This is a genomic window from Winogradskyella echinorum, from assembly GCF_014297365.1.
In the GTDB taxonomy this organism is placed as follows: Bacteria; Bacteroidota; Bacteroidia; order Flavobacteriales; family Flavobacteriaceae; genus Winogradskyella; species Winogradskyella echinorum.
On the sequence record NZ_JACOQD010000002.1, the window covers coordinates 147,907 to 169,040 of the forward strand.

Consider the following 21,134-nt stretch of genomic DNA (forward strand, 5'->3'; position numbering starts at 1 on the left):
CACTAATAGGTCACTTTGAGTGAAATTCCTTTTTCTGGAATTTTGTATCGAGAAGTCTTTAAATTAAAAATGGTTCTCGATACAAATTTGCTTTGGCAAATTCACTCGAACTGACAGAATATTTTATTTAAATCTAAGCCGATTTTTGGGTTACATTTTCTTTTAAATGCAACAAACCAGCCACCATACCGTCTAGTTCGTGCTCTAAAAAGTTTTCGTCCCTTTTACTAAATCCACGTATAATGTTAGAATAAAGCTCAACACCACAATGGGTAATACAAACACTATAGGTGTCATTTTCTGCATCTAAATTAACGGAAGATCTGTAATCACTTGATACTAATAACCAGTAACATAAACTATTAATCTGGTTAAATAACGAAAATTTTGTTTCCATAATAATTTGGTTTTTAATACTAAATAAACTTCAATTTGATTGGTTAAATTCGTTTCTATTTCCTTTCTATTTCAATATAAAATAGAACTGTAGCTAATGCTATACTTATATTTTCTATCTCATTTAAAGAAAATATAATTCAAATTTACCTTCAACAATATTAAAATTCATTTAGTATGATAGATTGAGGGGAATCTACTAACGAAGTTATTGGCTAAACCATTTGACATCAAACTTGTTTGTTATTGTGATAGTTTTCTCCGATAATGTGTTTGTTTTGGTTTTAAAAGTCGATGATTTGCGTTAAAAAATTCTTGGCATACTTGTTGAATACCATTATGTATTATTAATAAATTAAATATAATACAATGAGTACAGGAACAGTAAAATTCTTCAACAATGACAAGGGCTTCGGCTTTATTACAGAAGAAGGTTCAAACACAGATCATTTTGTCCATATGTCTGGATTGGTAGATGACATTCGCGAAGGCGATAACGTTGAATACGATCTTACAGAAGGCAAAAAAGGATTAAACGCAGTAAACGTAAAAGTTATTTAAGATATATATTGCTTAACCTAGATTATGGAAGCCCATTACAATGTAATGGGCTTTTTTTATTAATAGGGCTATTATTATATTTTTGCTTATGGTTTAGAAATTTTATTGGTATCAGCATCTATAAATTCTAATACCTTTGAAGGATTTAAGATAAGTTTTGCTATGTGTTCAGTAAACACTATCGCTCCTTTTAATGCAGAAGGATTCTCACGTAATATGGTAATACAATCAGAATCGCTAAAATTAGTTATATCACCATCAATTTGTTCTTTATCTATAAGGTTACAAAGCTTTTTATCGAGGCGCACAGCTAGTTCTGCCCATTGTGTGCCTGTTATTTCTTCCTTTGAAATGTCTAAACTTAATAAACGCTTTTCTGATGCCGTTAAATAAGCTAATGTTTGCTTGTCTTTATTAGATTTACTGTTATAAACACATGTAATCTGTCTATCATCATCGCTAAATACTCCCATAATTAATAAGTTTTCATCATTTCTTTACGTCTCTTTAATTGTGACGTTAGATCTCTAACTGTTTCGGTAACCGCGTCCTGAAAGTTATAACTAGAAGTTTCTGCAAATAGGCGAGGACCAGGTGCGCTTAATCGAATACCACATATTTTTCCTGTATTTTCGGAAGTGTTTTCAGATTTAAAGAAAACGTCTGCACGAATTACAAAATCGAATTTTGTGAATATGGCATTTAACTTCTCTTTAGTAAAAGATTCTAAGCTTTCACTTGCAGATACGTCGTGATATTCGAAAATAATATTATAATCTTTCATGTTAATATATTTTAATGGGTTTGTATGCTACAAATTTAAAGGGATAGCTTTAATCCCTTTAACTCATATGGTAGAGATCTTAACTACATCGTATCATTAAAATTGAGTTTAAGAATAGGTAAGACTATCATTATACCTAGCTTATATATATGTAGAATTTTTATAAATTGTTGTATTTTAAGGGCATGAAATTATTTAATGGTATAAGACAAAAAATGATAGAAGGGAAGCGCCTTAAGAATTATGTATTATATGCTATAGGCGAAATTGTTTTAGTGGTAATTGGTATTTTAATAGCTGTAAGTATTAATAAAAATACAGAAGTGCGTAAAGCCGAAGAAAACACTAATAAAATGGCCTTGCAAATAAAGCAAAAACTAGAATCTGATATAGAAATTATAAACGAAACACGCAGCATAATTTCTGAAGATCTCAAAATTTATGACTTGTACTTAAAGAAGGATAAAACAGATGAAGAACGGTTAAAAGTTGTAACGCAAGCACCTTTTTTAGTTACCATTAGTGTACAGTTTGCGCCAATAAATCCTATAATGTCATCTGCATTAGAAAATGCAACAAGTAATAATAGCGAACTTTCACAAAAACTATTAGAAATTGAACAGTATTATAAATCCATGGAAAGTACACTAAAGCCAATGGAAAAAATAATCACTGATGAGTTAATCTCAAATCTTAGATATATTAAAGATAATTTTAGTTGGTACGAAAAATTAGTAAGCTTTAACGCTAAATTTACAGTAGATGAATATAAATATTTTGGCTCAGACGATTACAGAAACCGTGTGGTACACATGAAATTTTTATATCTCAATGCTTATGATGGTTTATTAGAATCGTTTGAAGAACAACTAAGTACTCAATTGAAAGAATTAAATGCTTTGCGAGAACAAGAGGAAGCATAGGTTTCTATTATAAGTATTTTACATAATATAAATTATAGGACAAATGCTGTTGTTGGTTATTTAATGAAAGTATACCATTAGTCAACTATAATGATATTATGTAAAATATCCCAGAGGCTTTAGTATTATTGGTTTTAGTGTGCAGTACTTGGGCATTAAACTAGAAACGGTTTGCTTCGCAGCGTTAAAAAAGCACATGTCCTATAATTTGCCGTTATGTCAAATGTCCGCTGTCAAACACTCGATTGCTTTATAAAATCAAATTGCTCTGGCAATTTATTTTGTACACAATTATCCAACGCTTGCCAGCCGCACAATAAAAGCTAACTTTTTAGTTCTATTAAAAATCGCGTAAACGACAAAATGTACGTGATAAAAAATTTTAGACGATTCTCGTGGATTGCCACAAGAGCATAAATTTTGAAAAAAACAAAATTCTATGCACTTGTTATATGTAGAATTCCAAATAGTCTTTTTTTAAGTTTCTAATATCTTTTGTCTTGAAACAAAAGAAACAAAAATTCAAGGCTGCATATAATTTTGGAAACAATTAACGGCTCATTCGCTATATTTTAGGAAACTTCTGAACTGATTAAGATTGTTTAGAAATTCTATTTATAGTTGGACTTCTTTACTTTACGTATTACTAACTCCCTAAAATATGTACGCTCATTTCGCCTATTGTTTTTACCAAAATTTTATGAGGCCGAGCTAAACATTGAAATTCTATTTTACATAATATTATATTGAAAGAGTATTTAGTGAAATCCTTTCTAATGTGAATATGTTATCTGCTTCTGAAATATTTGAGCGAACAATAGCTTTATAATGTCCTTGTGAATTAGCTTGCAAAATGCCGGTAAAATATCTATTTACATATTCAAATATTAAACTTAGCTGTATTTTGTTTACAGTAATATTATATTCTTCATAAAAAACAATCCATTCAGCTAGACTTTGACTTTTCCAATCCTCTACTCTTCTTCTTGTTGGACCATTCCCTATATTATGCATTACTTGCCAAAACAACTCATAATTTATTGCAGCAGCATGAAAGGATTTCATTTCATGTATTCTTTCCATCAACTCATCTTCACTTCTAGCTATTATTCTAAATTCCATTTACATATTGTTAAAGTTCATTTATTTCCTTTTCAATTAATTTGTATTTATCCTTAACATCTTCACCCATATAAAAATCAAGTAAATCTTTCTTATCTAAAATACCATCATTCAAAAATTTAGTTAGATATTCTTGATTAAAATTCATCAGTAGGATACTCTTTTCTAATTGTTTAAGGATTGTTTTATTATTTTCAATATTGCCTTCTACTAGTCTTTTAATATTGGTAATCTCGTTAATATCTTTGATTATGCGATTAACAATCATTGATAATAAATTTTTATCCAATTCTATATTTTTTGCATTTATCGCAATATCTCTTGCTAACATATAAGCAATTGCTAAGTTTGAGTAGTCTCCTCTCTGTGAATCTATTATCGCAATAAAACCAATAGAATGAATATAGCCTACATTTTCAAAAACTTTCAAAATACTATTATCAACTAGAGAAATATCAAAAACAATAATACTAACTTTTGATCTTCTATTTGCATCGGATTCAATCAGTTGACTCCAAGCTGTATCTGTTTTTCTTGTGAAAATATCCTTTTTTTCAATTTCTCCTAACCGGATACTTTTATCAAACTTACACTCTATAGTAATTCTTAATTCTGAATCTCCATTTAATCTGCAAATAATATCACCTGTTTTGTTTCTTGCAAGGTTACCTGTTTCATTTCCTGTTAGTTGAGCAACATCTTTAATTTTCTTTTCTTTAAAATAATTATTTAAGTATTCAGCAATATCATCTTCTGCCAATGAACCCTTAATTGTTGTTTTATAAAAAAGTTCCTTTTTCATATCAAAAATCATTTTCAAACTTTCTAATTCAGTGCCAAGTTCATTGCTAGTCTTAGATAGAAACGCAGAGATTCTATCTTCCATTAGAGCTAATACTCCAATATACAAAGCTCTTATTAGCTTATCTTCTCTTTCATCCATTGATAATTTATCAAAGTAATTAAAAACAATACTATTGTTAATTTCAAAATCCTTGACTTCTACTCTATTTAACTTTTGATTTAATTTTATAATTGCCATTTAATCTTTGTTTATACAGTTTTTAGGCCCTTTACACGTTTAAAATGAATTTCATCAAAGTAGCCTATAATTTGCAATGTGAATTTACAGTATTCTCGTAATTCTGAATCAGAAATATAATCAATAGCTTCCAATTTATGGAGACTTCCATGTGATTCAGTATCAGCAATCTTTTTTAAATGCATCAATCGTTTTTCTACTCCCTTTTTATCAATATCGCCGATTTTTATGCTATCATCAACATTGTGAAGTTCATTTATAGCTTTTCCAATCAAATAATTTAAACCAGGTAGTCTGTCTCCACCTTCATCTTTAACTATAGCGAGTTTAAAAGCTAAAAATGTTTCTAAAACAATTCTAATATAATTTGGTATAAACTTCTTTGCATGTTCATATTCTAAAGTATCATTTTTTTCTTTGAATTTTATTATTTCATCAAGTTTTTGGAGATAAGTATTTGTGAAATTTTTAAGACCGTTAGGGACTTTAGCAATAGCATTTTTATAAGGAGCAATGAAGTATTCATTTACATTCTTTTCTAACAAACCATTTGCTTTAAGAATATTACTTATATATTTCAAAAAAGTTATGTTATGACTTAATAAAAACAATTGTTTTGGTATTTTACTTTCTGATAAATCATTAAAAAAGAAAAATGTATCTATCAAATTTGCAGTTTGAAAAAGTCTGTTTTCATCTAAACTAGATATTGGATCATCTATAACAATAATACAATTTTCATAATTTTCAGCTCCACCTTCAAGTTGCTCAACCCTTATTTTACTCAAAAAGAATGAAAATGCTAATGCTGTTTTTTCTCCATCGCTTAGAGAATATTTTAAAGAGCTTTTTTTAATTCCAGATTTATAAGAAATAGAGATATTATCTGTAGTTTTATCTTTAACTTTTTTAATTGCAAAATCTGTAATTCCTAAATACTCTAAATACAAATTAACATATTTAGTTTCTGCATCTAATTTTGAGATTTCTTTATCTCTATCTGTTTCTAAAAGATTAATTTCTATATCTACCTTTTTTTGCAAGCTGATAACCTTATTTGAAATAAGAGAATTTGTTTTTTTAGAATCTGAAAGAATACAATTTGTGTCTAAATTATACTCAATAGTAGCAAAATCTTTTATTTTTAATTTAATTTCATCTGTAATCTTTCTTTCTAATAATTCTTCAAGTCTTTTATTTTCTTTGATGATAGCATTATCAATTTCAACTTTTATTGCTTTTAATGATTCATTATAATTTTCAAAAGTTGCTTGTATTGAGTCATCAATTTTTAAATTTGAGTTATAAGAGGTCTTTTTATCCGTTAACAATTTAGTCAAACTAACAAAGGCTTTGTTAATAGTCTCTTTATCAAAAAGTTTTTCTACTAAAGGTTTTAAATCATAAGCTTTTAATAAGGCATCAATGTCTTTCTTTGAATCAATATTTTCTTTAACATTTAGCATTTGTGATTTCAAAAGCTGTTCGGTTTCCCTAATATACTTTAATAATTCAACTAAACCCTTACTGAAATAAGCTTCATATTCATTAATGATATTGTCGATATTTTCGGTAAGATTGGATTCACAAAGAGGACAAATAGATTCATCATTCTTAGATATTTTCAACAATTGTTTTCCAGAATAGAGCCAACTAGAAACATCTACATTTGTGTTTTGGGTTTTAAGAATTTGCTTTTTTAAATAATTAATTCGCTCTTCTGTCTTTTCCTTTGCTGTTTGATTTATTTCATTTTCTATGTTTATTTTGATTTTCTCAAAATCAATATCTAAAAATTTAAATTCTTCAATTTTTGATTTAATATTTTCAAGACCTTCAGATATTTTTTCTGTAGTCTGAGAGTTTTCAAAATCAAGATATAATTTTCTTAATTCTTCTTTTACAGTTTCAAAGTCGTTTAATGAGGTATCCGAGTTTTTAGGCTTTTGAGTTAGACGTTTACCCGTTATTTTATCATTAAATTCATCTTGACAGACTTTCCAAATTGAATCTAAACATCTATTAAGATCACTATTCCAAGTGATAAATTGATTTTTTCGTATTCTTAGAGTCTTTAATCGATCATCAATACTTTCAATTTTATCATTTGTCAAATTAGCTTCAGAACCAAAAGAATCTAGATTAGACTTTGTGCCATCATATATGTGATCTGTAATGAATTTAGAATTAAAGACATAAAGATTCAATACGGAATCTTTAATGTTTCTTTGAGTAATACTATTAGATTCTGTTTTAATAGATAGATTAGTATTATCCGTTATATATTCATTAATCAAAGAATCTTTATTCAAACAATATTTAGAAGTAAGAAAAAAAAGATTGCTTAAGGTAGTTTTACCAGAACCGTTATATCCATAAAAAATATTTGCTCTGTTAAAATCTTTAAGACTAACATCATCCCATACAAAATCTTCAAAACAACCAAATGATTTTATTTTATCAATCCTATTAATCATTATAATTCAGCATATATTTCTATCATTCTACTATCTCCTCTAGTATATTTTGGCCTCGTGCCTTCAAAATTTTCATCTAATATTTTTAAGTTCATCATTTTATCAACAGTAAATAATCCCCAATCAGGTACATTATTTCTCTCACTAGTGCCATCGATTTGAAATGCTGCTAGATTATCATTGCCTTTAGCAGATACCCCAAATGTATGTGGCTCTACAATACGATGATGGTCTTTGTAAGAAAACTCTAAAAGATTTTTGTTTTCGATTGCTTCAATAATTAATTCATCCATAATGTGTTTTTTAAATTTAATTAATAAGATAAGTGTTGTCAATTAGTATTATAAATGTAAATACTAGGAATTTATTTAAACTACGGAAAACCGTAACTATTAATTAATTAAGGGAGAGCTTAAATATAATAAAATTTGTAAGAATTAAAATGAGAAAAGCCGTAAACAAAGCAAAGTGTTTTTACATGAATTTTAATTTCATAAGCATTCCGTTTATTATCTGTCTTCTCTCATAATAAATGTGTTTAAAAAATTTAATCAATTTATCTTTATGTAATAATAAACAGTCATATTCTTAGGTCGAGTTTCAGTACTAATTCTTGGTGTGCCAAAACCAGCATCAAACTTGCCAGCAGAATTCGTTGCTCCTTTTTGATTTGGTCTTTGATCAGGTTGGTTTGGTAAATCTCTGCTACCTGTCATAACTAAAGTATTCTGTTCAAAATGCCTGTGTCCTTGAAAAGCATCTTTTTGAACTACACCAGCTGATGTATTATCAGGGTTTTTTTGTTCTGATTTTACTTTTCCTACACCATCAAAAGCAACATTATAATCGTTTACATTTCTTAAAAATAGACCTCTTAAATCTGGTACTGAACCTGAAAATTCACCATATTTAGAAGAACGGACATTACGCCCATCACATGGAACCCAGATTGCTTTAGACATATTTTCGGTAGTTTTAAATCTATTTACTTCTAAAAACGTCTCATACTTAAATGTAGAACTTATAATTGTTCCAATAGGCAAGCTTTTACTACCACCAATGTATTCGTCTCCAAAGTTAATTGCTCCAAAAGACAATTCATTAAAATTAATTCCAATTTGGGATGGTTTTTCCTTGTTTATAATTTTCAAATATTGGGTAACACTTCTCCCATTTTTAATTACTAAACCTTCTTTTAATAAAAATCCGCCAATCGGTTCACAATTAACTAAAGTTGCAGTATTTGATAAAGTAACTTTCTCTTGTCCGACAGTATTGCTGAAATTAAGGTTTACAGCAAATACATCCTCTAAATCACCTGTAACTTCATAGTAAACTCCATTTTGTTTTGGGCAAGAATTTAAACAAGCTTCATAAGCCTCAAGTTGATTATCCGAGAAAACATCTGTAACAATTTCTTTAAAGACTTGTTCTGAAATACTTTGATCTTTCTCTATTATTTTTTCGAGATTTCGCATTTTATTTCTTTCATAATCACCATTGCTATCTGAGGAACCTCCAAAAATTCCATAATTTGTAAAAGCTTCTCCTGCAGAAGAAAGACTAAACGATATACTTGTATTATCGGTTTTTTTTTGTAGGAATTTATAATATTCATAAAGTTCAATTCTTAAATCCAAAAGTTGGGTTTCTGTATATTTATTTTTCAATGATTTGTCGAGAGCGTCTGAACAATCACATTGTTTATTTTGTGAATAGGAAAAAGTTATTGCGATACAAAAAATTACAGTTAGAGTGTTTAATCTTTTCATTTTATATGTTTTATTGGTTAGTAAAATTCAAAAAATTTTAAAAAATGAGTCATTATTTATAATTATCAACTCGCTATATAATATTATGGCATTATTCAAAACCAAAACATACCCAATAGTGGGTAAATTTGATAATTAAAAAAAAGTTATTAATTTTAAATAAGGGATATTAATCACTAAGGGTCAAGTGATTGTATAAATATATAGAAAATATTTTAATTTAATCCATTCCACACACATTTTCCACCACTCCTCTGCCCTTTCAGAAAAAGAGTGTTCCATTAACTGAGTAAAGAAGTTTATAGATTAAATTTTTCTACAATAAGAATACTAACATGAGCTTTTAACCAAATCGAGTTTGCGAGATTCATGAACTCATTAATTTAAAATAGAAATCTTGTGAATAAAGCCCATGTTGTACATAACGCAAGTACATTATAGGACATTTATAACAATTAGCGTAATAGCGCTTTTGGGCGTTATTTGATATAATCATAGTTCTAGTGACACGCAGTGTCCTATAACGTTAATGATTATGTACAAGCTAATTGTGGGTTTGAAAATAAAATATTAAAATAACTTTAAAAATAATTGCGTGCCCAAATCCAAGGTTCACTAATTCCGATTTATTAGAAAACTAATTACCTTTTTTAGATTAAATTATCGTGCATATCATTTATAGCTTCAATAACCGTGTTACCATAGCCTTTTGTTATTTCAAATTTTTTATGGTCAACCAATGATACGCAAAAGGATTCATTAAGTTTATTCACTTTTATGTGTTTTAATTGATGTGCATTTATTTCCATTATATAAATGATTTAGATTAGTATTGGTGTAGTGTAAAAGTTTGTTAACAACGTCATATCAAAGGGTTAAATACTACTAGTTAGCTAAGGTTAATTTTTGAAGTTAATCTTGACTTCCTCCTGTTTTCCACCTCTCCAAATCATCAGTGTAAACGAATTCTGATTATAGATGTTTGATTTATTAAGTATGTCGCTACCCAATTTTTCAAAGTTTGCTTTAGTTAATGGAAATCCATTTACAGATAGTATTATATCTCCTCCAACGATTAAAGATTCTCCATTGATATTAATAGTTTCAAATCCACCTCTTATTCCTGCGAAGTCTGCTGGTGAAAATTTTACCACAGATTCAACCAATATACCTCCATCTATAGGTACATTTAAAATCCAAGCTAATTTTTTATCCAAAATAAAGCCACTTATTCCTGTCCATCTTCTATTTCCATCTATAACTAATTTCTTAGCTAAATTTGAGGTTGCTGCAAAACCTAAGCCTTGAAAACCTCCGGATTCAGTGATAATATAGCTTGAAATACCAATGATTTCCCCTTGTAAATTAAACATTGGTCCACCAGAATTTCCTTGATTTATGGACGCATCTGTTTGAAAATATTCATTGATAATAAATTCTGAAGTTCTCGCTTTTTGTGTTCGTTTTCCACTAATATACCCTACAGATAATGAGTGTTCTATACCATAAGGTGCTCCAAGAACCATAATTTTATCTCCTACGGAAACAGTATCTGAATTGCCTATTTTTGCTGTTTTGTACTCCTTTGGCATCCAAGACAACTTCAATAATGCTAAATCTGCAACAGGTGCTGACTTAATAACTTTAGCAAGTATTTCTTCTCCATTTAGAAACTTAACAGTGATTGTCTCAGCATCATTTACAACATGTGCAGCGGTTAATATTTCCCCTTTATCAGAAATTATGACACCTGAACCTATACTCTCATCACTAATAAATTGATGTTGATCATTAAGTACCTTGTATTCTGTTATAATCGTAACTACAGATTTGTTTACTTGCTTGTAAAGCGATGCTATTTCTTGAGCATTACTTATAGCTATTGAGCAAAAAAAGGCCATGTAACATGTTAACTTTTTAATTGCTATAGTTTCTTTAATTTTATTCATGATATTTTTAGTTTAAAATTTATAGGCTAGCGATAGCCCTAAATTGAATGTAGAAATTTTAGGTTTATAATTTGAAGTTGTAACCGCATTGTCAACAGTGGTATCAACATCAGAAATTGTGACAAAACCACCACTAAAAGTGAACGTTGGCATTAGACAAAAGTTTTTTCCTAAATTGCGTTTAAGTCCAATACCAAATTCATACCCTAAGCCTATTCCTGTTTCACTTGAACCATTAATTTCTGTATAAGTGTTTTCATTAGTAGCTATAATTGAAAATTGTGGACAGGAAACTAACATAGGACCAAATCCTATACGTGGAAATAGGCTAAATTTTTTGCTAATACTTACTTTATATGCAATGCCTCCCAAAAGGGAATAGATTTGCCAAGAATTAGAATTACCAATAAAAACTGTACCTTGATTATTTGTTTCTAAACCGTTAGTTAATGCGTTAATATTGGTGTTGAAATTTTGATAACGGAAAGTAAATGTAAAAGTTATATGCTTGCTTAGAATATAGCCTCCATACACATCTAGCTTAGTTCCACTTTCAGCAAATCCAGCGTTGGATTTATTGATATCATTAGCAGTAAAATCTCCCAATGGAAAACTTTTACCATAGGAAATTCCTAAATAATACTTGCTTTCTTGCGCAATAGTAAAAGTTGTAATTAGTAAAAAGCTAACCAGAATAGTGTGTGTTTTCATTCTAATTTAATTTGAAAAATTCTTTAAGTCAAACTTAAATCTGTAGCGCTTTTTATTATTTAACTTGGCTCCACTGTAGATTTGTAGATATGAAACGTGCAGTTACCTCAAGAAGCAATTTATCATCTTCCACCTTACATTTTACATCCAAAAGCTTTCCTCTCTTTTTAGAGTATATTTTGCCAACCCATTTGCCTTCTTTATACTTTAGGTTAAGCACTTCTATTTTATCATTACGTTCTCCTTTAGAGTTAAGAGGATGTCCTATGTACATTTTATCTGATTTGTAGATATCTACTTTTGCTTCACCTGTATCCCAAACTGCTATTATTCTATCTTCTTTGTCTTGTGCAAAGAGATGACAGGACATAAGGAATAGTATCATTGAGATAAAATAAAATTTGTGTTTCATGATTACTATAATTTTGATTACGAGGCAAAACTATTTCCATCGCAATTCAGCAACAAAAAAAATTCACGAAACGCTCATATACATAAACCAAATTGATACTCTGAAGAACAACACCTTTTAATTATCAATATTTAATATTCATGCTATTAAATCATCATTTCATACATTTGATTGTAAGTCAATGTAATATCATTTTAAATTTGCACTTATGAGCAAAGCATTATCAAAGACTGAGCAATTTCTAAAAGTTGGACCATACGTCATTTGGTTTGGGATGCATGTAACTATCAGTTTGATATTAAGTTTTCAGAGAAGCCTTGCAGTTACTACATACTATTTAGTGACTTATGTCTTTTTTGGCTCGCTTATTATTTGGCTTTTTGGATATAAGCTCTTTCCTACCTATTTGGCAAGAGAAGGTAAAATCAATAAACAATTAGGACTGTTAATTGGTCTCAATATGCTTCTTTTTATAGTTGGGATTTACTCACATACCATAATGTCTGAAGTTTTAGGATTAACACAAATTAGTGACCAATATGCACCTAAATCAGTTAGAGTAGTATTATGGGTATTAATGGTTGTTCTTGGACTATTTTTTATGGCGAGTATTCGTATAACACGTGTCTATTATCTCAACGCTGTTCAAAAAATAGTGTATAAAGCGGAAAGAGCTGAAGCAGAATTGAAATTATTAAAAAGTCAAATAAGTCCGCACTTTCTCTTCAATACCTTAAACAATATTTATGGACTTGCCTATCTGAGAGATGAAAGGGCTGCCGAAATGATTTCAAAGCTATCCAAACTGTTACGTTATTTATTGTACGATTGCGATCAGCCAAAAGTACTTTTGACTAAGGAAAAAGAACTGATTGAACATTATTTGAGTATACAATTGCTTAAACATGAAGATTCTCAGAATGTAGATTTTTATCATGCTGGAATTACAAATAATCATATGATTGCACCAATGATTCTTATCAATTTTATTGAAAACTGTTTTAAACATTCTGATTTAGAAACCAATCCCGAAGGTTGGATTAAAATAAGCTTGGAAGTAGACAAAAACGAACTTGTTTTTAGTACAGAAAACACCTATAAGGAAACTGTTGAGGAAACTGCAAAAAAACAAATGGGTATAGGTCTTACAAACTCATTGAAACTTCTTAAAGCGAATTATCCTCTTAAGCATGACGTCGAAATAACCAAAGAACATCAAATTTACCAACTAAATTTAAAGATTACATTATGAAACTAAAATGTCTTATCGTTGATGATGAACACATTGCTCGAAAAATTCTTTCAGATTATGTTGATAAAGTCCCAGAGTTAGAATTAGTAGCAACGTGCAATTCGGCATTACAAGCCCTCAAACATATTAAACAAGGTGGCATAGATATTTTGTTACTGGACATTCAAATGCCTGATCTTTCTGGTCTTGATTTTTTAAAAATTTTACCAAATAAACCAGCAACTATTTTAACTACTGCGTATTCTGAATATGCTGTACATAGTTATGAACTTGATGTTGTAGACTATTTATTAAAACCTATAGATTTTGAACGGTTTTATAAGGCAATTACTAAAGTTATTTCCACAAAGAATTCTAAAGGCAATTATTCCTCAAACACGTCATCTCCTCTACAGACAGACAAATTATTTATTAAGGCAGATAGCAAAATTATAAGTATTGCGTTTCATGATATAATAGTTATTAATGGTCAAGGACCTTATGTACAAATTATTACCGTTCAAGGTCGTAAAATTATGTCGTTACAATCTATGAGTAAATTAGAAGAGTTGCTTCCTCCTAATTTTTACAGAATACATCGTTCTCATATTGTCAATATTAATCATATAGACAGTATAGATGGTAATATGGTAAGATTAAAAGATCATACAGCCATAATAAGTAAAAACAAACGAGATGAATTTCTTAAGTTAATCGATCAGCTTAATTTATTGGGTGATTGATAGCGATTCAACTTAGTCTATTGTATTTTTTTTTAATTTATCAATATAGATTTAAAATCATTTCACACACATTCCACTGCGCTCCTATCTTCGCTTCGTAAAAAGAGTGTTACACTAACTGAGTATAGAAACTGTAGAAGTTGAAGAAAATACAGAAACTATATTTAAAAATCCGCTTTTAACCAAGTCGAGTTTCCGAGCTTCATAAACTCACTAATTTAAAATAGAAGTCTTGTTAATCAAGCCCATGTTGTACATAACGCAAGTACACCTGCCTGCCGGCAGGCAGGTTATAGGACAATTATAACAATTAGCATAATAGCGCTTTTGGGCGATATTCCACATAATCATAGATATATGACAGCGTAGCTGATTATATATCGTTAATGATTATGTTGAGCTAATTGTGGGTTTGTAAAAAATTGCGTATCAAATAAAACCATCCACTGGATGCTTTCATTTGAATAGTATGTAAAATGTCCGCTGTCAAACGTTCGGCAGTAGTTCTACAAATTTGGCTTCAGTTTTTTTACGAACCTCTTCCAATGTACTACCTGGCAATATTTCTATAAGAGTCAATTGTCCGTCAATAAATTTAAACACGGCCAATTCTGTAATCAACATATCTACACAGTTAAAATCGGTAATGGGCAACGTACAATTTTCAACTACCTTTGAGCCACCGTCTCTGTCTGTATGACGTAATGTTATAATTAATTTCTTAGCGCCTGATGCTAAATCCATGGCGCCACCTACACCTAACAAAGGTTTTCCGGGTACGGACCAATTTGCTAGATTTCCTTGCGCATCTACTTCCAATCCACCCATAATGGCTACATCAATATGCCCACCACGAATCATGGCAAAACTATCGGCACTATCAAAATAACTACTTCCAGGCAAAGCCGTTACTGGCACTTTACCTGCATTTACAGGATAGTGCATAGCACCTCCTCCATCTTTAGGTTCGGGACCTACTCCTAACATGCCGTTTTCGGTATGTAGAATGATGCCATCTTCTGGTTTAATTAAATCTGCCACTAAAGTGGGAATACCTATTCCTAGGTTGACTACGTCGCCTTTTTTTAATTCAGCAAAGGCACGTTTGGCCATATTCATGCGTTTTTCATCCATCACTTTTGAAGACCCTACAGATGCAGATGAACCTAAATCTTCTTCTGTTAGTTTTCGCTCCACCAAATAATCTACAAAACAACCTGGTGTATGAATTTCATTAGGATCAATTTCTCCGTTGGGAACAATCTCTTGTACTTCGGCTATCACAATATCAGCAGCTGTTGCCATTGCTCTATTGAAATTTTGTTCCGTCATGCGGTATTGCAGATTTCCTGCCGTATCTGCTTTCCAAGCTCTTATAATGGCTACATTTCCTCTAATACCTTCTATAAAAACTTGCTCTTTTCCATTAAGCATTTTGGTTTCTCGTCCTTCAGCAATCAAGGTTCCAGCTGATGTGGGCGTATAAAATCCGCCAATACCTGCACCTCCGGCTCTAATAGCTTCTGCTAATGTACCTTGAGGCAATAATTCGTAATCTACCCGACCTTCTTGTGCAGCCAAAACTGCCTCTCTATTCGAAGTAAAAAAAGAGCCAATCATTTTCTTTAATTGTCCATTATTCAGTAGGCGACCTCCACCCATATTGGGTTCGCCAACATTGTTGGCAATAAAAGTTAAGTCTTTGGTTTTTGTCTTTGCCAATTCATGAATGATATTTACCGGGTTACCGGTCATACCAAAACCACCACCTAAAATGACGTCTCCATCTTTTACTAAACTTGCCGCTTTTTCAGCACTTATTATTGGAACTGTTTTCATTGGAATTTAATTTTTAAACGATTCAAACGGTAGCCCTACATAGTTCTCTGCTATGGTGGTTTTATATGCTCTAGATACTTTTAGATAATCAAATTTTGCTTTTTGTAAGCGATAGGTAAATGACCCATGAGCGTCTTGTTTGTGAAATAATTTGGTCATGAAATTAGAAAAGTCCTGCGCTCTCCATATTCTACGAAGGGCATCATTTGTATAGGTGTCGAGTAATGTTTCAGAATTCGTTTTATAATAGGCCACAAAGGCGTCAACCATATGTTTTACATCGGCAATGGCCAAATTCATGCCTTTACCCCCTGTTGGTGGAACTATATGTGCAGCATCGCCAGCCAATAATAATCTCCCACTTCGTAAACTATCAATCATATGGCTGCGCATTGGGGTAATGCTTTTTTCAAAAATAGGACCTTCTTTAAGCTCCCAACCAAGGTTAGCTAATCGCTTAGATAATTCACTCCAAATTCTATCATCAGACCAATTATCTACCGATTCATCATTGTCTACCTGAACATATAATCTACTTACGGTCTCTGAACGTAAACTATGTAATGCAAAACCATTCTCGTGATATGCATATATTAATTCATCTGTTGAAGGCGCTACATTTGCCAATATTCCCAACCAGCTGAACGGATAGGTAATATCATAGGACTGGAAACTTTTCTTTGGCAAGGTCTTTCTTCCAATGCCATGAAAACCATCACAGGCCGCCACAAAATCGCATTCCAGAATTCCTTCTTCGCCGTCTTTTTCAAAATGTATTTTAGGACTTTTGGTATCGAAATCTATAATTTTAGTAGCCTTAGTTTCAAAATGAAGGGTCTCGCCACCATCGAGCCAAGCATCCGTCAAATCTTTGGTGATTTCTTGCTGGCCATAAATTGTTATAGTTCTACCACCAGTTAACTCCCCGAAAGGAATATGAATACGTTCTTCATCAAAACTTAGGTACACGCCATCATGAACAATGCCTTCTTTTTTCATTCGAGCATCAAGACCTAATTCTTTCAAGATATCTTTGGTATTCTGTTCTACCAAGCCAGCGCGTACTCTGCCTTCTACATATTCGCGAGAACGCAGTTCAATAATCACGGCATCTATACCATACTTTTTCAACCAATTGGCTAAAACCATTCCTGAAGGTCCGGCACCTATAATTCCGACTTGTGTTTTGATGCTTATCATATTGCTAATATTCTAAGCCTAGATTTTCAAATACCTCTTCGGCCGAATGCATGGCATCATTGGCTGCGGGTAAACCGCAGTAGATACCTGATTGCATTATAACTTCTTTAATTTCATCAATTGTAACTCCGTTATTAAAAGCGGCTTTCACATGCATTTTAAACTCGGCCTTTTTATTCAACGGAATTAACATCGCCAGAGTTATTAGACTGCGACTATGTTTTGGTAGGCCTGGCCGTGTCCAAATTTCTCCCCAAGCATAATGTGAAATAAATTCTTGAAAATCAGAATTGAACTCATTTTTGTTGCCGTTTGCTTTATCTACGTGTGCATTGCCTAAAACGGTACGGCGCACATGCATTCCTCTATCAAAAGTATCTTCGCCAACTATAAAATTGATAAGCGTTTCTGCGTAATAGCTTGGTAATTCTGTGCTCGGTAAGTGTCTGGCATGAAACACTTTTAGTTTTGCGTTCTTAATTTCTTTTTGCATCACTTTTGCCTGAGCTACATTGGTAACAGCATCTTCATCACCTGTAATGATTAATGTCTCTAAAGGAATATTCTTAATGTCTCCTCTAAAGTCTGCAGTACCAATGGCAGCACAACAGGCATTATAACCCGCTGTTCGGTTCGCTAAAAATATATTTGTCATTTCCGCTACGCGGGATGGATGAGTTAGGTGATAGCTTTCGGTAAACCATTTATCCATTGTGGCATCGACAATAGCTTGCATGCCTTGTTCATTGATGGTTTTAATACGGTCGTTCCATCCTTCCACAGTACCAATCTTTGAGTTGGTATTACTGATGATTAGCTTGTGCAATCTTTCTGGATGATTGATTCCTAACCATTGTCCGATTAATCCGCCCATAGATAATCCACAGAAAGAAACCTTTTCTATGTTTAAATCATCTAATAGGTCGATCACATCTTGGCCAAGCATTTCTATGGTATACGGACCATCGGTAAGCTCACTTTGTCCATGACCTCTTGTGTCATATTGTAAAACCCTAAAATATGGTAGTAAATACGGCACCAATTCATCCCACATGGTTAAGTCAGCCCCTAAAGAATTAGAGAACATGAGCACTGGACTATTTGGTGTTCCTTGTAATTTATAATTTGTTTTCATACGCTTATGAATACTTTTTTAATAGGGTTTCGACCCAAGAAACACTATTCCCAATAGCATTTTCTGGTTTGAATAATTCTTCAATATTTTCAATTTTAGGATACATTTCTAAAACCACATCCTTTAAATGTTTGTGCTTTTGTATGGCTGTAGCACATGCTTTTTTGACTGATTCATGCGCTTGCATTTTTCCTAAAGATTTTGACAAATACAGAGATACTCTTTCGGCATAAATGAGTCCGTTTGTGATTTCGATATTTTGAAGCATACGGTCTTTATCTACTTCTAAATTGCCAATTAAATCAACAGATTTGACTAAAGAGCCACTGGTTAAATTCATCAATTGGGTTAGCGTTTCCCATTCGGCATGCCATAATCCTGCAGAACGCTCATGCTCTTGAGGCAATGCCGATAGCATTGTGGATACTAAACCGGGTGTTCGCGTGGCATTACTCAAAATTAGTGCACAGCTTACTGGATTTCGTTTATGTGGCATGGTACTCGAACCGCCTTTACTTTCAGCGGCACCTTCAAAAACTTCAGCAACTTCGGTTTGCATTAATAAGGAAATATCTTTTGCGATTTTGCCAAGCGAACCTGATAGTATACCTAAAAAAGAAGCGAATTCAACCAACGAATCACGCTGAGACTGCCATGGAAAAACCTCTTGTAATTGCAAGTTTTTAGCAAAAGCGGCTTGAACTTCATCTGTTATATTAGCATTACCACTGCCAACTGCACCACCAAGTTGTATACATAATAATCGCTTTTTTACATCTTTAATTCTGTCTTTAGCTCTAGAAATACTTTCTAGCCAACCTGCAGTTTTTAATCCGAAAGTTATGGGTTTTGCTTGCTGTAGCAAGGTCCTTCCAATCATTAACGTATGCTTATGATTTTTGGTCTGTATGAGTAAGGTCTTTTCTAAACGGATTAATTTTTCTTCTAACCAAATTAAATACTCCTTAATAGTCAGTATAGTGGCCGTATCAATAATATCTTGACTTGTGGCGCCTAAATGCACATATTTAGAGGCTTCAAAATCCCGATTCTTAATTATTTTGGTGAGTTGCTTTACTAACGGAATGGCAACATTACCACCCAACACTATGTCGTTTTTTAATGATATAGTGTCAATGGCATCTATTACACAGCAATCTGAAATAATTTTTGCTGCACTGTCTGGAATGATACCTACCTCTGCTTGAGCAATAGCTAATGCTGCTTCTACTTGTAATAGTTTTGCAATAGCACTCCTGTCCGAAAACAATTCAGTTATTTCACGAGCATAAAAGGTTTCTGTATATAAAGACATAGGGTTGATTAAAGTTATAGTTTAAAGAAAACGGTTTCTTTATCGCCTTGCATATGTATGTTGAACACATAGCTTTCACCTTCTTTTTTAGCGACGACGGTTTCTCTACGTTCTTCTGGAATGCTTCTTAAGGTTTCATCGGTGGCATTCAAGGCTACTTCATCAGAAAAATATATACGCGTATAGGAATGTAATAACTGACCTCGCATAAAGAGAATCACATTAATGAATGGTGCATTACCATCTATTGGTTTTGGTTTTATGGTTGTAAAGGTGAAAGCATTATTCTTATCAGTCCCTGTACCATAACGACCAAATCGTTTATGCTCACCATCATTTTGCCAAAGCTCTAGCATTGCATCATCAATGGGATTTCCATGGCCATCATAAACAATACCAGTGATTGTAATGACCTCATTTCCATGCACATTTTTGACCATATTTCCGTCTACCAAAGACGGAAAGTCATAGTTATACTGCTCTGGTGTTAAGCCATAAGCAAAATATGGACCGATGGTTTGTGAAGGGGTTTGTAGTTGTATCTTCTCTTTCATAACGGCTTCTTATTGGTTTTCGAATGGGGTTGCATTATGGCCTCTTAGAACAATATTGAACCGATATCCAAGTGCGAAGCTTGGTTCGGTAAGGTTTAAATCAAAGGTCGACACCAATAAGTCTCTTCCTTTTGGTGGGACGGCATTAAAAATTGGATCGTACTTAAATAATGGGTCATTTGGAAAATACATTTGGGTAATTAACCGACTAGAAATTTGATTACCAAACAATGATAAATGTATATGTGCAGGACGCCATGCATTAGGGTGATTGCCCCAAGGATAAGCTCCGGGTTTAATGGTGTAGAATTTATAATTTCCTTCTGCATCTGTGATGCAACGACCCGTACCTAAAAAATTAGGGTCAATAGGCGCAGCATGCTGGTCTACTTTATGTACATATCTGCCTGCAGAATTTGCTTGCCAAATCTCGATAAGGGTATGCGGTATAGGCTGCCCTTTTTCATTGGTTACCTTGCCATGCACTACAATACGTTCTCCAAGAGGTTCGGCAATTTTTATAGCGTTTTTGGTAAGGTCATGGTCTAAGCTCCCTAAATTAAAATCTTTAAAAAGAGGACCCGTAGTGTCAGACAATGATTTCTTCGGCATGATTAGCGGTTTTGAAGGTGCTCTTAAAATAGTAGACTTGTAAGCCGTATCCAAATATGGTGGCTGTACTTCTGGGTCAAAACCGGTGTTTAATATACTGCTCATACTATAAATTTGTTGGTGTTCGATAATCTTTACGTGTGCATGTTCTTGGTAAAGGATACATAAAAGATTTTACTAAAATCGAAATTAGTTATAGTCAAAGGGTTTTGGTTGGATAATTTATTTTTATAATTGTACTAAATAAACATTTTATTATATTTATATTTGATTTATTGTAAAATATATACATAAATCATTGATAATAAAGATTATAATATTTTTTATATATTTTAATATAATTGTTTAAAATAGAC

At 31.9% G+C, this 21,134-nt stretch carries 22 protein-coding genes; 4 read left to right on the top strand and 18 right to left on the bottom strand.

Annotated elements, in window-relative coordinates:
- Positions 1-133 precede the first annotated feature (133 nt).
- Entirely contained in the window at positions 134-397 is a 264-nt protein-coding gene (locus H8K90_RS07830; protein WP_186845410.1) for a hypothetical protein, read from the bottom strand.
- 368 nt (positions 398-765) lie between these two features.
- On the opposite strand from H8K90_RS07830, the gene H8K90_RS07835 reads away from it, so the two are divergent.
- Positions 766-957: a cold-shock protein gene (locus tag H8K90_RS07835; RefSeq protein WP_186845411.1), complete on the top strand. Its 192-nt coding sequence runs from the start codon at positions 766-768 to the stop codon at positions 955-957.
- An 86-nt stretch (positions 958-1,043) separates the two neighbouring features.
- On the opposite strand, the gene H8K90_RS07840 is transcribed toward H8K90_RS07835, so the two are convergent.
- Positions 1,044-1,430, bottom strand: a complete 387-nt coding sequence (locus H8K90_RS07840; protein ID WP_186845412.1) for a hypothetical protein — start codon at positions 1,428-1,430, stop codon at positions 1,044-1,046.
- A gap of 2 nt (positions 1,431-1,432) precedes the next feature.
- Positions 1,433-1,741 carry an HPF/RaiA family ribosome-associated protein gene (locus H8K90_RS07845; RefSeq protein ID WP_186845413.1) on the bottom strand — a complete coding sequence of 103 codons (309 nt, stop codon included), beginning with the start codon at positions 1,739-1,741 and terminating at the stop codon, positions 1,433-1,435.
- Positions 1,742-1,926: 185 nt separating this feature from the next.
- On the opposite strand from H8K90_RS07845, the gene H8K90_RS07850 reads away from it, so the two are divergent.
- Entirely contained in the window at positions 1,927-2,664 is a 738-nt protein-coding gene (locus H8K90_RS07850) for a hypothetical protein (RefSeq protein ID WP_186845414.1), read from the top strand.
- Positions 2,665-3,405: 741 nt separating this feature from the next.
- Here the strand turns inward: H8K90_RS07850 and H8K90_RS07855 are convergent.
- The 9 genes from H8K90_RS07855 to H8K90_RS07895 all read right to left on the bottom strand — a co-directional run bounded on the left by H8K90_RS07855 (position 3,406) and on the right by H8K90_RS07895 (position 12,107).
- Positions 3,406-3,786 (bottom strand): hypothetical protein, encoded by a 381-nt coding sequence (locus H8K90_RS07855; RefSeq protein WP_186845415.1) that lies wholly within the window; start codon positions 3,784-3,786, stop codon positions 3,406-3,408.
- Between the two features lie 10 nt (positions 3,787-3,796).
- A complete protein-coding gene (locus tag H8K90_RS07860; protein WP_186845416.1) occupies positions 3,797-4,828 on the bottom strand; it encodes a hypothetical protein in 1,032 nt (343 codons plus the stop codon).
- An 11-nt stretch (positions 4,829-4,839) separates the two neighbouring features.
- On the bottom strand, positions 4,840-7,305 hold the full coding sequence (locus tag H8K90_RS07865; RefSeq protein WP_186845417.1) for an AAA family ATPase: 2,466 nt from the start codon (positions 7,303-7,305) through the stop codon (positions 4,840-4,842).
- The gene (locus H8K90_RS07870; RefSeq protein ID WP_186845418.1) at positions 7,305-7,640 is read right to left on the bottom strand and encodes a hypothetical protein; all 336 of its coding nucleotides are present in this window, start codon (positions 7,638-7,640) and stop codon (positions 7,305-7,307) included. Before H8K90_RS07870 ends, H8K90_RS07865 begins: the two co-directional genes overlap by 1 nt.
- A gap of 216 nt (positions 7,641-7,856) precedes the next feature.
- The gene (locus tag H8K90_RS07875) at positions 7,857-8,975 is read right to left on the bottom strand and encodes a hypothetical protein (protein WP_186845419.1); all 1,119 of its coding nucleotides are present in this window, start codon (positions 8,973-8,975) and stop codon (positions 7,857-7,859) included.
- 752 nt (positions 8,976-9,727) lie between these two features.
- Positions 9,728-9,886 carry a hypothetical protein gene (locus H8K90_RS07880; protein WP_186845420.1) on the bottom strand — a complete coding sequence of 53 codons (159 nt, stop codon included), beginning with the start codon at positions 9,884-9,886 and terminating at the stop codon, positions 9,728-9,730.
- Between the two features lie 90 nt (positions 9,887-9,976).
- Positions 9,977-11,026 (bottom strand): S1C family serine protease, encoded by a 1,050-nt coding sequence (locus tag H8K90_RS07885; RefSeq protein WP_222611337.1) that lies wholly within the window; start codon positions 11,024-11,026, stop codon positions 9,977-9,979.
- A 12-nt stretch (positions 11,027-11,038) separates the two neighbouring features.
- Complete coding sequence (locus tag H8K90_RS07890) at positions 11,039-11,737, bottom strand: hypothetical protein (protein ID WP_186845421.1); 699 nt, start codon at positions 11,735-11,737, stop codon at positions 11,039-11,041.
- A 55-nt stretch (positions 11,738-11,792) separates the two neighbouring features.
- Entirely contained in the window at positions 11,793-12,107 is a 315-nt protein-coding gene (locus tag H8K90_RS07895) for a DUF2147 domain-containing protein (protein ID WP_186845422.1), read from the bottom strand.
- Positions 12,108-12,357: 250 nt separating this feature from the next.
- On the opposite strand from H8K90_RS07895, the gene H8K90_RS07900 reads away from it, so the two are divergent.
- Together H8K90_RS07900 and H8K90_RS07905 are read left to right on the top strand one after the other, a co-directional pair.
- Positions 12,358-13,401, top strand: a complete 1,044-nt coding sequence (locus H8K90_RS07900; protein ID WP_186845423.1) for a sensor histidine kinase — start codon at positions 12,358-12,360, stop codon at positions 13,399-13,401.
- Complete coding sequence (locus tag H8K90_RS07905; RefSeq protein WP_186845424.1) at positions 13,398-14,123, top strand: LytR/AlgR family response regulator transcription factor; 726 nt, start codon at positions 13,398-13,400, stop codon at positions 14,121-14,123. Before H8K90_RS07900 ends, H8K90_RS07905 begins: the two co-directional genes overlap by 4 nt.
- A gap of 486 nt (positions 14,124-14,609) precedes the next feature.
- Here the strand turns inward: H8K90_RS07905 and H8K90_RS07910 are convergent, their stop codons facing one another.
- The 6 genes from H8K90_RS07910 to pcaH are packed head-to-tail and all read right to left on the bottom strand — an operon-like array spanning position 14,610 to position 20,883.
- The gene (locus H8K90_RS07910; RefSeq protein ID WP_186845425.1) at positions 14,610-15,962 is read right to left on the bottom strand and encodes a 3-oxoacid CoA-transferase; all 1,353 of its coding nucleotides are present in this window, start codon (positions 15,960-15,962) and stop codon (positions 14,610-14,612) included.
- A gap of 6 nt (positions 15,963-15,968) precedes the next feature.
- Positions 15,969-17,162 carry a 4-hydroxybenzoate 3-monooxygenase gene (locus H8K90_RS07915; RefSeq protein ID WP_186845426.1) on the bottom strand — a complete coding sequence of 398 codons (1,194 nt, stop codon included), beginning with the start codon at positions 17,160-17,162 and terminating at the stop codon, positions 15,969-15,971.
- A gap of 4 nt (positions 17,163-17,166) precedes the next feature.
- A complete protein-coding gene (pcaDC, locus tag H8K90_RS07920) occupies positions 17,167-18,297 on the bottom strand; it encodes a bifunctional 3-oxoadipate enol-lactonase/4-carboxymuconolactone decarboxylase PcaDC (protein ID WP_186845427.1) in 1,131 nt (376 codons plus the stop codon).
- Positions 18,298-18,301: 4 nt separating this feature from the next.
- A complete protein-coding gene (pcaB, locus tag H8K90_RS07925; RefSeq protein ID WP_186845428.1) occupies positions 18,302-19,612 on the bottom strand; it encodes a 3-carboxy-cis,cis-muconate cycloisomerase in 1,311 nt (436 codons plus the stop codon).
- Positions 19,613-19,626: 14 nt separating this feature from the next.
- Positions 19,627-20,166, bottom strand: coding sequence for a peptidase associated/transthyretin-like domain-containing protein (locus H8K90_RS07930; protein WP_186845429.1), 540 nt, complete (start codon positions 20,164-20,166; stop codon positions 19,627-19,629).
- A gap of 9 nt (positions 20,167-20,175) precedes the next feature.
- Entirely contained in the window at positions 20,176-20,883 is a 708-nt protein-coding gene (gene pcaH, locus H8K90_RS07935; RefSeq protein ID WP_186845430.1) for a protocatechuate 3,4-dioxygenase subunit beta, read from the bottom strand.
- Positions 20,884-21,134 lie beyond the last annotated feature (251 nt).

Bases quoted from the DNA above. Each gene is read 5' to 3' on its own strand.
- H8K90_RS07915 (WP_186845426.1), bottom strand. From the start codon at position 17,162: ATGATAAGCATCAAAACACAAGTCGGAATTATAGGTGCCGGACCTTCA.
- H8K90_RS07880 (WP_186845420.1), bottom strand. From the start codon at position 9,886: ATGGAAATAAATGCACATCAATTAAAACACATAAAAGTGAATAAACTT.
- H8K90_RS07845 (WP_186845413.1), bottom strand. From the start codon at position 1,741: ATGAAAGATTATAATATTATTTTCGAATATCACGACGTATCTGCAAGT.
- pcaB (WP_186845428.1), bottom strand. From the start codon at position 19,612: ATGTCTTTATATACAGAAACCTTTTATGCTCGTGAAATAACTGAATTG.
- H8K90_RS07840 (WP_186845412.1), bottom strand. From the start codon at position 1,430: ATGGGAGTATTTAGCGATGATGATAGACAGATTACATGTGTTTATAAC.
- H8K90_RS07860 (WP_186845416.1), bottom strand. From the start codon at position 4,828: ATGGCAATTATAAAATTAAATCAAAAGTTAAATAGAGTAGAAGTCAAG.
- H8K90_RS07885 (WP_222611337.1), bottom strand. From the start codon at position 11,026: ATGAATAAAATTAAAGAAACTATAGCAATTAAAAAGTTAACATGTTAC.
- H8K90_RS07930 (WP_186845429.1), bottom strand. From the start codon at position 20,166: ATGAAAGAGAAGATACAACTACAAACCCCTTCACAAACCATCGGTCCA.
- H8K90_RS07905 (WP_186845424.1), top strand. From the start codon at position 13,398: ATGAAACTAAAATGTCTTATCGTTGATGATGAACACATTGCTCGAAAA.
- H8K90_RS07890 (WP_186845421.1), bottom strand. From the start codon at position 11,737: ATGAAAACACACACTATTCTGGTTAGCTTTTTACTAATTACAACTTTT.
- H8K90_RS07830 (WP_186845410.1), bottom strand. From the start codon at position 397: ATGGAAACAAAATTTTCGTTATTTAACCAGATTAATAGTTTATGTTAC.
- pcaH (WP_186845430.1), bottom strand. From the start codon at position 20,883: ATGAGCAGTATATTAAACACCGGTTTTGACCCAGAAGTACAGCCACCA.
- H8K90_RS07835 (WP_186845411.1), top strand. From the start codon at position 766: ATGAGTACAGGAACAGTAAAATTCTTCAACAATGACAAGGGCTTCGGC.
- H8K90_RS07850 (WP_186845414.1), top strand. From the start codon at position 1,927: ATGAAATTATTTAATGGTATAAGACAAAAAATGATAGAAGGGAAGCGC.
- H8K90_RS07895 (WP_186845422.1), bottom strand. From the start codon at position 12,107: ATGTCCTGTCATCTCTTTGCACAAGACAAAGAAGATAGAATAATAGCA.
- H8K90_RS07855 (WP_186845415.1), bottom strand. From the start codon at position 3,786: ATGGAATTTAGAATAATAGCTAGAAGTGAAGATGAGTTGATGGAAAGA.
- H8K90_RS07910 (WP_186845425.1), bottom strand. From the start codon at position 15,962: ATGAAAACAGTTCCAATAATAAGTGCTGAAAAAGCGGCAAGTTTAGTA.
- H8K90_RS07865 (WP_186845417.1), bottom strand. From the start codon at position 7,305: ATGATTAATAGGATTGATAAAATAAAATCATTTGGTTGTTTTGAAGAT.
- H8K90_RS07900 (WP_186845423.1), top strand. From the start codon at position 12,358: ATGAGCAAAGCATTATCAAAGACTGAGCAATTTCTAAAAGTTGGACCA.
- pcaDC (WP_186845427.1), bottom strand. From the start codon at position 18,297: ATGAAAACAAATTATAAATTACAAGGAACACCAAATAGTCCAGTGCTC.